The sequence below is a fragment of the Bradyrhizobium sp. CCBAU 45321 genome (assembly GCF_028128975.1).
In the GTDB taxonomy this organism is placed as follows: Bacteria; Pseudomonadota; Alphaproteobacteria; order Rhizobiales; family Xanthobacteraceae; genus Bradyrhizobium; species Bradyrhizobium yuanmingense.
Map to the genome: position 1 here is coordinate 345,503 of NZ_LFKZ01000129.1, position 12,553 is coordinate 358,055.

Genomic DNA, 12,553 nt, shown 5'->3' on the forward strand with positions numbered 1-12,553 from the left:
CGCGCACCTCACGCGGCGCGGACGTTGGTCAGGAACTTGCTGACCTCATTCTTCAGCCGGCCGGAATCGTTCGACAGCATCTGCGCCGCCGACAGCACCTGCGAGGAGGCCGTGCCAGTCTCGGTCGCGCCGCGCTGCACGTCGGTGATGTTGGACGACACCTGCTGGGTGCCATGCGCCGCCTGCTGAACGTTGCGGGCGATCTCCTGCGTCGCCGCGCCCTGCTCTTCCACCGCAGCCGCGATGGCCGACGAGATCTCCGACAGGCGCTCGATGGTCGAGGAGATCTCCTTGATCGCGCCGACCGAATCATTGGTCGCGGCCTGGATGCCGGAGATCTGCTGGCCGATCTCACCGGTCGCCTTCGCAGTCTGCTCCGCGAGCGCCTTCACCTCGGAAGCGACGACGGCGAAGCCGCGGCCGGCTTCGCCCGCGCGCGCCGCCTCGATGGTGGCATTCAGCGCCAGCAGGTTGGTCTGGCCGGCAATGGTGTTGATCAGCTCGACGACATCGCCGATGCGCGCGGCGGCCTTGGATAGTTCGCTGACGCGCTCGGTGGTGGCGCGCGCCTGGCCTACGGCATCGCCCGCCATCCGCGCCGATTCCTGCACCTGGCGGCTGATCTCGCCGACCGACGAGGCCATCTCTTCGGTCGCCGAGGCCACCGATTGCACGTTGGTGGAGGCTTCCTCCGAGGCGCCGGCCACCGTGGTCGCGAGCTTCTGGGACCGCTCGGCGGTCGCCGTCAGGGTCGATGCGGAGGCCTCTAACTGGGTCGAAGCCGATGACACGGTCTGGACGATCTCGCCGATCATCGTTTCGAATTCGCGGGTGATGTTATCGACGCGGCGGCCGCGCTCGATCTTGGCTTCGGCGTCGGCCGCGGCGGCTTCGTCGGCGGCCTTCTTGGCGATCAACGCCTCCTTGAAGATCTGGAGCACGTCGGCCATGGCGCCGATCTCGGTTTTCTCGCCGCGATGCGGGACCTCGGCGGAAAGGTCGCCGTTGCCCAGCGCCTGCATCGGCTGGGTGATGGAATTAATGCCGTTCGAGACGTCGCGGACGAGATAGAAGCTGAGAGCAATGCCGATCAGGACGGCGGCGCCGAGAATGACCGAAACCAGCATGAAGGCATAGGCGTAGCTGTCGGCGGCATCATGAGCCGCCTGTTCGCCGCCCTTGGTGTTGAGCTCGATGTCCTTGTTGAGGACTTCGTCTGCCTGAAGGCCGATCTTGTTGACCGTCTTGGAGTTGAGCTCCTGCGCCTCGCGCGGGAACTTGCCGGCCTCCTTGCGTGACAAGGCCATCACCTCCTCGGTGCCCTTCTTGTACTCATCCCAGAGCTTGGACCACTGGCCGTAGAGCGCCCGCTCTTCCGGGGAGCTGATCATGGGCTCGTACCTGCTGCGCGTCTTGGCGAGCGCCTCGGTCACCGTAGCAGCGGTCTTCTCCACCGCGAGCTTGTCGTCCAGAGCTTCGGCCAGCATGTGCTGGCGCACCACGTTCCGATAGGTGATGACTGCGGCGCGCAGGTCGCCGATCACCCTGACGCTCGGCATCCAGTTGGTGGTGATGTCGACGGTGTTGGCATTCATCGTCCGCATCTTCATGACGGCGAGCAGGCCCATGCCGGTCATCGCGACCAGCAGGAACGCCACGACACTGATGATCTTGGCGCGGATGGAAAGCTTGGCAAACATAATCGGGTCTCGTTGTGCTGGCGCGAGCGCGCGTCAAAGCTCTAAAAATCAACCAAAGGGGAGCAGCGCCGGCATCCAACGCCAGAGCATCTGCGCGGATGGCAACTGCGACTCCGTGCGAGTACGGAGCCTGAAAGAAATGAACAGGCAGCTAAAAACGTCCTGCGCTCAGCGCATGAGCCTAAGCGCATCGGAGAAGAACTCTCCGCCGCCGAAATTTCCCGACTTCAGAGCGAGCAGCATGTCGCTTTCGGCGCCGACCGCGCGCAGCACCGGAACGCCAGCCGCGATCTCTACTCCTACGAGAAATCCGGGAATCTTCAACCGATCGACAACGGCGCCGGATGTCTCGCCACCGGCAACGATCAGTCGCCGCACGCCTGATTTTACAAGGTTTTCTGCAATATCGGCCATGGCCTGCTCGATCGCATGACCGGCGGCGTCGCGACCGTGGCGCGCCTGCAGCGCGGCGACCTGATCGGGCGTCGAGCTCGATGCGATCAGCACCGGACCTTCGGCCAGTCGCGGCCTTGCCCAGTCCAGCGCACGCTCGGCTTCGCCCGCCCCCGTAATGATACGCTCCGGATCGAGATGTAACACCGGCATGACACCCGCGGCATACGCGATCTGCTGAAGCGTCGCCTGCGAGCAGCTGCCGGCAAGGCATGCCGCCAGGCCGCCGACGGCCGCGCCGGTTTCGCTGCTCAGTGCCGGCTTCACCTTGCCCGTCGACACCAGCGCGCGCGCAAGTCCCAGGCCCATGCCGGACGCGCCGACCGACAGAAGATGTTCGGCGGCCACGAGCCCGATGGTCTCGAGGTCGCGGTCGAACACGGCGTCGATGATCGCAGCACCGATGCCCCTGGCGGCGAGCTCGGCCAGCCGTGCCCGCACGGCCTCCGCGCCGCGCGCGACGGTGGCGAGATCGACGAGGCCGATCTGCGTGCTGCTCTGGCGCGCCAGCACGCGCACCAAGTTGGAATCATGCATCGGGTTGAGTGGATGGTCCTTCAGCGGGCTCTCGCTGAGCGGCACGGCGCCGACGAACAGATTGCCCTGAAAGACGGTGCGCCCGGTCTCCGGAAAGGCTGGCGTCACCAGCACGGCTCCCTCGCCGCAATCGGCGCGCAGCGCATCCATGACCGGGCCGATATTGCCGGCGTCGGTGGAATCGAAGGTCGAGCAGATCTTGAACAGCACGTGGCCCGCGCCGCGGCCGCGCAGCCATTTGTCCGCCGCGCGCGAGCGCGACACGGCAAGGCCGGCCTCGATCGAGCGGCTCTTCAACGACACCACGACGGCATCGACCTCGGGCAGCGCCAGATCGTCGGCAGGGATGCCGATGGTCTGGACGGTGCGCAGGCCGGCGCGCGTCAGCGTGTTGGCGAGGTCGGAGGCGCCGGTGTAGTCGTCGGCGATGCAGCCTAACGCTGGGGTCACGGCTTCACTCCCGCATAGGGCTTGAACCAGGCAAGCCCATCGGTGGTCTTGCCGCGGGGATTGTATTCGCAGCCGACGAAGCCGGCATAGCCGAGCCGATCGAGCTCTTCGAACAGGAACGGATAGTTCAGCTCCTCGCCATCGGGCTCGTTGCGCGAGGGAATGCTGGCGATCTGGATGTGGCCGATGATCGGCATCATCTCGCGCAGCCGCATGGTGACGTCGCCATGGATGATCTGGCAGTGATAGATGTCGAACTGGAGCTTCAGGTTCGCAAGCCTCAGCTCCTGGATCAGATCCCGCGCGAAGCCGAAATCATTGAGGAAGTAGCCGGGCACGTTGCGCGCGTTGATCGGTTCGATCACGATATCGATGCCGTGCGGCGCAAAGAACTCGGCAGCCCAGGCCACAGATTTGTAGAAGGCCTCGATCGCGGCGCGCTCGCCGCGGTTGGCGATGCCGGCCATCAGGTGCAGGCGCTTGACGCCGGTCGCCTTGGCATAAGGCAGCGCCGTCTCCAGGCTCGCCTTGAGATCGGAAAAGCGCGATGGCAGCGCGGCAAAGCCCTTCTCGCCGGCGTTCCAGTCGCCCGGCGGCAGGTTGAACAGCGCCTGGGTCAGGCCGTTGCGCTTGAGCCGCTCGCCGACCGCCTCGGCGGGATGCTCGTACGGAAACAGAAATTCCACCGCGGTGAAGCCCGCTTGCGCGGCGGCATCGAAGCGGTCGAGGAACGGCACCTCGGTGAACATCATCGAGAGATTGGCGGCGAAACGGGGCATTGGAAATCCTCTGTTACTTGTCGCCGGGCAGCTTGACGCCGGTGACCTGCGCATACATGCGCGCGACCGATGCGTCGTCGTCGCGGCCCATGCCGGCGGCCGATGTCATCAGGAACATCTGGAGCGCGGCGGCGGAGACCGGCACGGGGAATCGGGCGCTGCGCGCCATGTCCTGGATGATGCCGAGGTCCTTGACGAAGATCTCCACCGCGCTTCGCGGCGTGTAGTCGCCGTCGAGCACATGCGGCATGCGGTTCTCGAACATCCATGAATTGCCGGCGGAGGCCGTGATCACCTCGTAGACCTTGCGGATGTCGAGGCCCTGCTTGGCCGCGAACGCCATGGCTTCGCTGGCGGCGGCGATGTGGACGCCGGCTAGCAGCTGATTGATCATCTTGAACGCAGCGCCCTGCCCGGCGGCATCGCCGAGCTCGTAGAGCTTTGCAGCCATGGCATCGAGCGCCGGCCGCGCCCTCGCAAAAGCCGCGGAGCTGCCGGAAGCAAGGATCGTCAATTCACCTTGCGCGGCGCGCTGCGCCCCGCCGGAGATCGGCGCATCCAGATAGTGCCGGCCGGTCGCCTCCAGCTGCTTGGCCAGGCGCCGCGCCACGTCCGGGTCCATGGTCGCCGAGGAGACGAACACGCTGTCCTTCGGCATGGTCTCGGCGGTGCCGTCCTTGCCGAACAGGATCGCCTCGGTCTGGCCGGCGTTGACGACGACGCTGACGACGATGTCGGCATTCGTGGCCGCCTCGGCCGGCGTTTTGGCGCCGGTGCCGCCGTCCTTCACGAAACGTGCGACGGCATCCGCCGAGACGTCGCAGCCGGTCACGGCATGGCCGGCGCGCCTGAGCGAGGTCGCCATGCCAAAGCCCATCGAGCCGAGCCCGACAACGGCGATACGCTGACTTTGTGACGTGGAGGCGGACATATGCAACTGACCCTTGCGAACGTTTCCCAAATAGCCGCCCTTTGCGGCAGCTTGGCAACCGAATAACACGGCTTGGCCGCGCTGCCAAAGCGTGAGACAAGCAGGCATGACGGCCATGAGAACCGAAACGAGCAACGAGACACGGCTGCGCGAGGACATCTGCCGCTTCGGACGATCCCTGTTCGAGCGCGGGCTGACGCCGGGCTCCTCCGGCAATATCAGCGTCAAGCTGGACGATGGCGGCTGGCTGGTGACCCCGACCAATGCCTCGCTCGGCTTCCTCGACCCGGCGAAGCTGTCGCGGCTGGATAGCCGGGGCCGGCTGGTTTCGGGCGATGCCCCGACGAAAGAAGTTCCGCTGCACACGGCGCTTTACGACACGCGCGGCAGTGCTCGTGCCATCGTGCATCTCCACTCCACGCATTCGGTGGCGCTCTCGATGCTGCCCGAGATCGATCCGCGCGCCGCGCTGCCGCCGATGACGGCCTATTATTTGATGAAATGCGGCGCCACCGCGCTCGTGCCCTATTACCGCCCCGGCGACCCCGCGGTCGCAGATGCGATCAAGGGGCTGGCGGGGAAATATTCATCCGTGCTGCTCGCCAATCACGGCCCTGTCGTCGCCGGCGATACGCTGGAGGCGGCGGTGTTCGCGACGGAAGAGCTGGAGGAGACGGCGAAGCTGTATCTGCTGCTGCGCGGGATGAACCCGCGGTATTTGTCTCCGGAGCAGGTGACGGATCTGGTGAAGGTGTTCGGGGTGACGTTGCCGGAGCACGGGTACGAGCATTAGCGACTTGCGGTAAGGGGTGGACGAGCGTCGCCTCACCACCGCTGTCATTCCCCGCGAAAGCGGGGAATCCAGTACGCCGCGGCTTCTCCGCATATCTCTGACGTCTCGGAGTACTGGATCGCCCGATCAAGTCGGGCGATGACACCGGGTATGTTGCGCGGGCGTGCCCGATACTATTCGGCTACAGCCCCAGATACGCCTTCCTCACGTCCGGATTGCCCTTGATCTCCGCGGACGAGCCCTGCATCAGCACGCGGCCCGTTTGCAGGATGTAGGCGCGGTCGGCGATCTCGAGGCATTCGGCCATGCGCTGCTCGACGATGAGGACGGTCATGCCGGAGTCGCGGATGAGCTTCACGGCCTGGAAGATCTCGTCGACCAGTTTCGGCATGATGCCCTGCGAGGGCTCGTCCAGCATCAACAGGCGTGGACGCGTCATCAGCGCGCGGCCGATCGCGAGCATCTGCTGCTCGCCGCCGGAGAGCGTCTCGGCGCGCTGCTCCAGACGTTCCTGGAGGCGCGGGAACAGCTTGAAGACGAGATCGAGCGGCTCTTCGCGGTTCGCTTCGCCCCTGTAGAGATAGCTGCCGAGGCGAAGGTTGTCGCGCACCGACAGGCGCGGAAACAAACGGCGGTTTTCCGGCACATACGCGATGCCGGTGGCCGTGATGTGATGCTGCGCCATGCCGTCGAGGCGCTTGCCGTCGAAGGTCACGCTGCCCGAGCGCGGACGCTCGGCGCCGGCGATCGACTTCAGCAGCGTCGACTTGCCCGCGCCGTTGGCGCCGGCGACGCAGACGATCTCGCCCTTCTGGACCTCGATCGAGACCGCGGAGATCGCAACCAGGCCCTGATAGGCGGTCGTGACTTCACGCACCGACAACATGACGATCTCCCAGATATGCCTTGATCACCTTGGGATCGCGCACGACGTCGGCGGGCTTGCCCTCGACCAGGACCTTGCCGAGGTCGAGCACGATGGCGCGGTCCACCAGCGGCATCACGATCTCCATGACATGCTCGACCATCAAGACCGTGATGCCGGCATCGCGCACCTTGCGCACCAGCGCGACGCCGGTCTGCGCCTCGGTCGGCGTGAGGCCAGTGAGGACCTCGTCGAGCAGCAGCAGCTTCGGCTCGGTCGCAAGCGCCCGCGCGACTTCGAGGCGGCGCTTCTCGGCCGGCACGAGGTCGCTGGCGAGCACGTCGGCGCGCGCGGCAAGGCCGGTGAACTCCAGCACTTCATGCGCCTTGCGGCGCGCCTCGCGCATCACGGTGGTACGCACGAGGGCGCCGACGATGACGTTGTCGATGACAGTCATGGTCTCGAAGCTCTTCACGACCTGAAAGGTGCGGCCGATGCCCCGCCGGCAGCGTTCGGCCGCCGGCAGTTTGGTGACGTCCTCGCCGTCGAATAGAATCGAGCCTTGCGTCGGCGGCAGAACACCGGCGATGAGATTGAACAGCGTCGACTTGCCGGCACCGTTCGGGCCGATCAGGCCGACGATCTCGCCGCGGCCGACCGAGATCGAGACGTCGCTGTTGGCGACGAGGCCGCCGAAGCGCTGCCAGACGCCGCGGGTTTCGAGCAGCGCGCTCATCGGGCAGCTCCCGTCTTCTTCGGGCGTGAAAACAGGCTCAGCAGGCCGCGCGGCAGGGCCAGCGAGATCAGAACGATCAGCGTGCCGTAGACAATGAGGTCGACACCCCGCCCCGAGCCGCCGAACTTGAAGCGCGTCAGCTCAGTCAGCGGGATCAGGATGGCCGCCCCTAACACCGGCCCCCACAGGGTGCCGATGCCGCCGAGCACGGCCGGCAGCGCCATCAGCAGCGAGAACTGAAAGCCCATGACGCTTTCCGGATCGATATAGGAGACGAACTGGGCGTAGAAGCTGCCGCCCACGGCGACAAGGAAGGCGGAAACCGCGGCCGCACCCATCTTGGAATTGAACACGTCGACACCGAGGCTCTCGGCCGCCTCCGGGTTGTCCTTGACCGCGCGCCACCAAAATCCCCATTTGGAGTTTTCCAGCCACCATGTCACGAACCAGGCGAGGCAGCACAGCGCCAGCGCGAAATAGAAGTAGGGCAGCTTGGTGCGCAGAAACTGGAATTTCAGCCAGCTGTCGCCGCGGATCGGAATGGTGATACCCATCGCGGCGCCTGCCCATTCCCAGTTGTGGAACAGAAGCAAGCCGATTTCGGCGATGACGATGGTTGCGATCACGAAGTAATGGCCGCGCAGGCGGAAGAAGGGATAGCCGAGCCCCATCGCGATCAGCGCCGACACCACCCCGCCCGCCAGCATGCCGAACCAGGGCAGCACGCCGAACTTCGTGAACAGCAGCTCGGTGGTGTAAGCACCGAGGCCAAAGTACAGCGCGTGGCCGAGCGAGATCTGCCCGCAATAGCCGGACAGGATATTCCAGCTCTGCGACAATCCCGCATACATCAGCGTCAGGATCAGGATGTTCTGGACGACGACGTCCTTCACGAACAACGGCGTCAGCGCGGCAATGGCAGCGAGCGCTGCGGCGATGATGAGGTCGCGGCGGCGCCGCGCTGCAAAATCCTTGTCCATCAGATCGATCCGAACAGGCCGCGCGGCCGGATGAAGACGACCAGCAGATAGACCGAGTAGATGCCGACCGATTTCAGCGACGGCGGCAGCACCAGCGCGGTGATTGCCTCGACGAGACCGACGATGATGCCACCGGCGAAGGCGCCGAACACGCTGCCGAAGCCGCCGAGCGCCACCGTGACGTAGGCAATCAGCGCAAAGGAGGCGCCGACGTCGGGATAGATGTAGAAGAACACCGCCATGATCGCGCCGGCGAGGCCGACCAGCGCGGCACCGAGGCCCCAGCCGAAGGCGAACACGCGGTTCTTGTCGATGCCGACGAGGGCGACTGCACCGGGATCCTCGCGGGTCGCTTCGATTGCGCGGCCGAAATCAGTTTTGTGGATGAAGAAGTAGAGACCTGCAAAAGCCGCGATCGAGACCAGCGCGCCGACCAGTTGCGGCTCCGGCAGGAAGATCCCGGCAATCGAGATGGTCTTGCCGCCGAGCCAGGACTGCGGAATGCTGCGATAGTCCGGCGTGAAGAAGTACTGCGCGAGGCCGCGCATGACGATGGCAAGGCCAAAAGTGGTAAAGATCTGCACCATGCCGGCATTGGCCTTGGCCCGCATGGCGAAGCGGACAAGGAGCAGATAGACGACCGCTCCGAATATGAAGAGTGCCGCGGCGACGAGCGGCGCCGACAGCAACGGGTCGATCGCGAAGAAGGCGAACAGGAAGAAGGACAGATACATCGCGATCATCAGGAATTCGCCATGGGCGAAGTTCGTGACGTCCATCAGGCCGAAGATCAGCGCGAGGCCGACCGCGATCAATCCGTAGAGCAGGCCCATCAGAAGGCCGCTCGCGAGACTCTGGATAATGGCTTGGGCTGTCAACTCTGGTCCCCCGTTCGAAACGTCACGACAGGCTTCGTCATTGCGAGCGAAGCGAAGCAATCCAGAAATGTTTCCAGGGAAGCAGTCTGGATTGCTTCGTCGCCAGCGCAAAATTGCTACGCAATTTTGTCGCGGGCTCCTCGCAATGACGGTGGGAGCAGTTTGCTCCCACCCCGCCTGCCCCGCTGCCCTCCGCAGCTTTTACTTCATCGGCCAGATCGCCTCGGCGATCGCAGCCTGCGGCGGGAAGATGGTGACGAACTTGCCGCCGACATACTGCAGCAGCACCGGATCGGCGTCGTTGTTCTGGCCCATCTCGTCGAACTTGACGCGCTTCCAGGGCATGATGGTCTTCTCGCCCGGGATGTCGGTCGCCGCGAGCGCATCGCGGATCTTCTCGCCGTCGGTCGACTTGGCGCGGCTGATGGCGTCGGCGAGGATGATCAGGCCCATGAACTGGCGCGAAGTGAGGTCGTTGAAATCCTTGCCGGACCTCGCCTTGAACATCTCGTTGATCTTGCCGACCATCGGCCGCTTCTGCGCGAGATCGAGCGAGAAGGTGCCGCGCGAGATCACGCCTTCGAGCTTGTCGCCGACGGCGTCGTAAAGCGCCTTCTCGGAGAAGCCGGCATCCTGCGCCACGATCGCATTCGGCTTGTAGCCGAGCTCGGCCATAGTCTTGACCAGGAGGATGCCGTCAGTGGTGTAGCTCGACGGCATCAGCACGTCGGCATTGGCGGTCTTGAGCTGCTGCACCTCGGCCGAGAGCGAGGGCGAGTTGGCGCGATACTTGATGTCGGTGACGATCTTGTAGCCGCGCTCGCCGGCAATCTTGGTCTGGGCATTGCCGGAATCGGTGCCGAAGATGGTGTCCTCGTGGAACAGCGACAGCGTCTCGATCTTGGTGCCCTTCTTCTTCATCGCATCGAAGAAGTCGAACATCGCGGCCGAGTACATCTCGTCGTGCGGCGAGGCGCGGAAGTAATATTTCAGGCCGCGGCGGTGCAGGCTCGGGGAGGAATTGTCGGCGGACAGGAACGGGACCTGATAGCGTTCGCATATCTGGCTGACGGTGACGGCCACCGCGCTCTGGTAAGTGCCGATGATCGCGCAAACCTTCTCCTGCGTGATCAGGCGCTCGGCCTCGGCGCGGCCCTTCTGCGGATCGGCCTGATGGTCGGCGAACACGAGGCGGATCTTGGCGCCGCCGAGACCCGGGAGGCCTTCGCCCTTTGCCAGCGGCAGGTCGAAATCGCTGTCCTTGTTGATGACTTCGAGCGCGGTCTCATAGGCCTTCTGCGCGTCGACGCCCTGCTGCGCGCTGCCGCCGGAGAACGGATAGATCACGCCGATCACAACTTCCGTCGTTTGTGCGCGCGCTGCCAGCGGCACGAGAGCGGCACTGGCGGTGGCTCCCAACAACACGTCGCGGCGAGTGATCGTCATGGCAAAGTCCCCTGTTCCTGAATTTCGGCTGATCGAATGAAGCGATTGGTGGATGCGGTAAAGCCTGAAGAAGCAGCAGACGCTGCCCACTAAATCACGGCCATGTTTCTGTTCTTGAGATCGGTCACCAGCATCAGGCCGGGCGAATGCGTGATAGCGAACGGCAGCTTCGCGGCGTTGATGACCGATTGCGGCGTCACCCCACAGGCCCAGAACACCGGGATCTCGTCGTCGGCGACCGGCACCGGATCGCCGTAATCGGGCTTGGCGATATCCTTGATGCCGATCAGATGCGGATGGCCGAGATGCACGGGCGCGCCGTGCACGGCCGGATAGCGCGAGGTGATCTGCACCGCGCGGATCGCATCGGCCGGCTTGAACGGACGCATCGACACCACCATCGGGCCGGCGAACGGACCTGATACACCGCAGGCGATGTTGGTGCGGTACATCGGCACGCGCACGTTCTTCTCGATGTGGCGGATCGGCAGGCCCTCCTCGAGCAGCGCCTCCTCGAACGAGAACGAGCAGCCGAGCACGAAGGTGACGAGGTCGTCGCGCCAATAGCTCGTCACGTCGGTCGGCTCGTCCACGACGTCGCCATCGCGCCAGACGCGGTAGCGCGGCACGTCGGTGCGGATGTCGAGATCGGCGCCGAGCGAGGGGATGTAAGGGCTGCCGACATCGGACATGCCGATGATCGGGCACGGCTTGGGATTGAGCTGGCAGAAGCGGTGGAAGGCTCCGGCATATTCCGCCGGCAGGATCGCCAGATTGCCCTGGACATATCCGGGGGCGGCGCCGGCGGTGGAGGCGACCAGCCCCTCGCGGTAGGCGAGCCGGGCCTTGCGGCTCGGGAGGGCGTCGGGTGTTTCAGTTTGCTGCGCTGCCACCAAAACAGTCATGTGATCGACCTGCCTATAAACTCGACAAAGACAAGCCAACACCAAGCGTGCTATAAAGTCTAATCTTCGTTTCTAATCAATCTCGATAAATCTGATTTATCGATCGGGAAAATCCTTCCAATGCTGGACTTCAGGTCGATCGAGACGTTCCTTTGGGTTGTGAAGCTCGGCAGCTTCCGTGGCGCCGCGCAACGGCTCAATACCACCCAGCCGGCGATCTCCCAGCGCATCGCCCAGCTCGAGCGCGAGATAGGCGTGAAGCTCTTGAACCGCGATCATCGCATCGCCTCCCCGACCCCGAGCGGCCGGCAGATGATGGTCTATGCGGAGAAGCTGATCGGCCTGCGCGCGGCGATGATGGCGGAGATCGGAGATGCTTCCGCGATGCGCGGCGTGATGCGGCTCGGCGTCGCCGAGACCATCGTGCACACCTGGCTGCCGCGGCTCGTCAAGAGCGTCAACGAGGTCTATCCGAACCTGTCGCTGGAGATCGAGGTCGACATCACGCCGAACCTCACCGCGCGCCTGCTCGCGCAGGAGATCGAGCTCGCCTTCGTGGTCGGACCGCTGTCCGCCTCCGGCGTGCACAACCGCGTGCTCGCCGATTATCCGATCGGCTTCCTCGCAAGTCCGTCGCTCGGGCTCGGCAAGGGCCCGGTGACGCCAGCAGAGCTCGCACGGTTTCCGATCATCACCTTCCCGCGCAAGACCAAGCCCTACGAGGTCGTGCGCGAGGTGTTCGACCGGCCGGAGCTGCCGCCGATCCGCCTGCATGCGTCCGCTTCGCTGGCGACCGTCATCCACATGGCGGTCGAGGGACTCGGCATTGCCGTGATCCCCGACGCCATCGTCGAAAACGAGCTTGCCGACGGACGCCTGCAGCTGCTCGACACCGATCTTTCCATCGCGCCGCTGACCTTCACCGCGAGCTGGCTGGCCTCGCCCGATGTCGTCGCCGTGCAGCGCGTCGCCGAGCTTGCACGGCAAATTGCGCAGAGCAGCCTCGCGGTTGACGCGCCCGCACAGGCGCGTCATTGAAAAAGGCGCCGGACCTTTCTCCCGTCATTCCGGGATGGTGCGTAAGCACCAGACCCGGAATC

12 protein-coding genes are annotated in these 12,553 nt (G+C 64.8%); 2 read left to right on the top strand and 10 right to left on the bottom strand.

Annotation, left to right across the window (positions count from 1 at the left end):
• Window positions 1–8: 8 nt before the first annotated feature.
• From ACM43_RS31400 to ltnD, 4 genes are all read right to left on the bottom strand, one after another.
• Window positions 9–1,700, bottom strand: a complete 1,692-nt coding sequence (locus tag ACM43_RS31400; RefSeq protein WP_271545333.1) for a methyl-accepting chemotaxis protein — start codon at window positions 1,698–1,700, stop codon at window positions 9–11.
• Between the two features lie 168 nt (window positions 1,701–1,868).
• The gene (gene otnK, locus ACM43_RS31405) at window positions 1,869–3,140 is read right to left on the bottom strand and encodes a 3-oxo-tetronate kinase (protein WP_271545334.1); all 1,272 of its coding nucleotides are present in this window, start codon (window positions 3,138–3,140) and stop codon (window positions 1,869–1,871) included.
• The gene (gene otnI / locus ACM43_RS31410; protein WP_157281212.1) at window positions 3,137–3,919 is read right to left on the bottom strand and encodes a 2-oxo-tetronate isomerase; all 783 of its coding nucleotides are present in this window, start codon (window positions 3,917–3,919) and stop codon (window positions 3,137–3,139) included. The genes otnK and otnI overlap by 4 nt, the downstream gene beginning before the upstream one ends.
• Before the next feature lie 13 nt (window positions 3,920–3,932).
• Window positions 3,933–5,009, bottom strand: coding sequence for an L-threonate dehydrogenase (gene ltnD, locus ACM43_RS31415; protein WP_333919949.1), 1,077 nt, complete (start codon window positions 5,007–5,009; stop codon window positions 3,933–3,935).
• Between ltnD and otnC the strand changes: the two genes are divergently transcribed.
• A complete protein-coding gene (otnC, locus tag ACM43_RS31420) occupies window positions 4,957–5,643 on the top strand; it encodes a 3-oxo-tetronate 4-phosphate decarboxylase (protein ID WP_271545336.1) in 687 nt (228 codons plus the stop codon). The two genes, ltnD and otnC, sit on opposite strands and share 53 nt — an antisense overlap.
• 181 nt (window positions 5,644–5,824) lie before the next feature.
• On the opposite strand, the gene ACM43_RS31425 is transcribed toward otnC, so the two are convergent.
• The 6 genes from ACM43_RS31425 to ACM43_RS31450 form a co-directional block, all read right to left on the bottom strand.
• Window positions 5,825–6,529: an ABC transporter ATP-binding protein gene (locus ACM43_RS31425; protein ID WP_271545337.1), complete on the bottom strand. Its 705-nt coding sequence runs from the start codon at window positions 6,527–6,529 to the stop codon at window positions 5,825–5,827.
• Window positions 6,513–7,244, bottom strand: a complete 732-nt coding sequence (locus tag ACM43_RS31430; RefSeq protein WP_271545338.1) for an ABC transporter ATP-binding protein — start codon at window positions 7,242–7,244, stop codon at window positions 6,513–6,515. Before ACM43_RS31430 ends, ACM43_RS31425 begins: the two co-directional genes overlap by 17 nt.
• Complete coding sequence (locus tag ACM43_RS31435; RefSeq protein ID WP_271545339.1) at window positions 7,241–8,224, bottom strand: branched-chain amino acid ABC transporter permease; 984 nt, start codon at window positions 8,222–8,224, stop codon at window positions 7,241–7,243. The genes ACM43_RS31430 and ACM43_RS31435 overlap by 4 nt, the downstream gene beginning before the upstream one ends.
• Complete coding sequence (locus ACM43_RS31440) at window positions 8,224–9,102, bottom strand: branched-chain amino acid ABC transporter permease (protein WP_271545340.1); 879 nt, start codon at window positions 9,100–9,102, stop codon at window positions 8,224–8,226. Before ACM43_RS31440 ends, ACM43_RS31435 begins: the two co-directional genes overlap by 1 nt.
• 201 nt (window positions 9,103–9,303) lie before the next feature.
• The gene (locus ACM43_RS31445; protein ID WP_271545341.1) at window positions 9,304–10,548 is read right to left on the bottom strand and encodes an ABC transporter substrate-binding protein; all 1,245 of its coding nucleotides are present in this window, start codon (window positions 10,546–10,548) and stop codon (window positions 9,304–9,306) included.
• An 89-nt stretch (window positions 10,549–10,637) separates the two neighbouring features.
• Complete coding sequence (locus ACM43_RS31450; RefSeq protein WP_271545342.1) at window positions 10,638–11,453, bottom strand: putative hydro-lyase; 816 nt, start codon at window positions 11,451–11,453, stop codon at window positions 10,638–10,640.
• A 120-nt stretch (window positions 11,454–11,573) separates the two neighbouring features.
• On the opposite strand from ACM43_RS31450, the gene ACM43_RS31455 reads away from it, so the two are divergent.
• The gene (locus ACM43_RS31455; RefSeq protein WP_271545343.1) at window positions 11,574–12,491 is read left to right on the top strand and encodes a LysR family transcriptional regulator; all 918 of its coding nucleotides are present in this window, start codon (window positions 11,574–11,576) and stop codon (window positions 12,489–12,491) included.
• Window positions 12,492–12,553 lie beyond the last annotated feature (62 nt).

What these genes read in the sequence shown, in the direction of transcription:
- ACM43_RS31430 (WP_271545338.1), bottom strand. Translation starts at nt 7,244, where the DNA reads ATGAGCGCGCTGCTCGAAACCCGCGGCGTCTGGCAGCGCTTCGGCGGC.
- ACM43_RS31425 (WP_271545337.1), bottom strand. Translation starts at nt 6,529, where the DNA reads ATGTTGTCGGTGCGTGAAGTCACGACCGCCTATCAGGGCCTGGTTGCG.
- ACM43_RS31450 (WP_271545342.1), bottom strand. Translation starts at nt 11,453, where the DNA reads ATGACTGTTTTGGTGGCAGCGCAGCAAACTGAAACACCCGACGCCCTC.
- ACM43_RS31455 (WP_271545343.1), top strand. Translation starts at nt 11,574, where the DNA reads ATGCTGGACTTCAGGTCGATCGAGACGTTCCTTTGGGTTGTGAAGCTC.
- otnC (WP_271545336.1), top strand. Translation starts at nt 4,957, where the DNA reads ATGACGGCCATGAGAACCGAAACGAGCAACGAGACACGGCTGCGCGAG.
- ltnD (WP_333919949.1), bottom strand. Translation starts at nt 5,009, where the DNA reads ATGTCCTCGCGCAGCCGTGTCTCGTTGCTCGTTTCGGTTCTCATGGCC.
- ACM43_RS31400 (WP_271545333.1), bottom strand. Translation starts at nt 1,700, where the DNA reads ATGTTTGCCAAGCTTTCCATCCGCGCCAAGATCATCAGTGTCGTGGCG.
- ACM43_RS31445 (WP_271545341.1), bottom strand. Translation starts at nt 10,548, where the DNA reads ATGACGATCACTCGCCGCGACGTGTTGTTGGGAGCCACCGCCAGTGCC.
- otnI (WP_157281212.1), bottom strand. Translation starts at nt 3,919, where the DNA reads ATGCCCCGTTTCGCCGCCAATCTCTCGATGATGTTCACCGAGGTGCCG.
- ACM43_RS31435 (WP_271545339.1), bottom strand. Translation starts at nt 8,224, where the DNA reads ATGGACAAGGATTTTGCAGCGCGGCGCCGCCGCGACCTCATCATCGCC.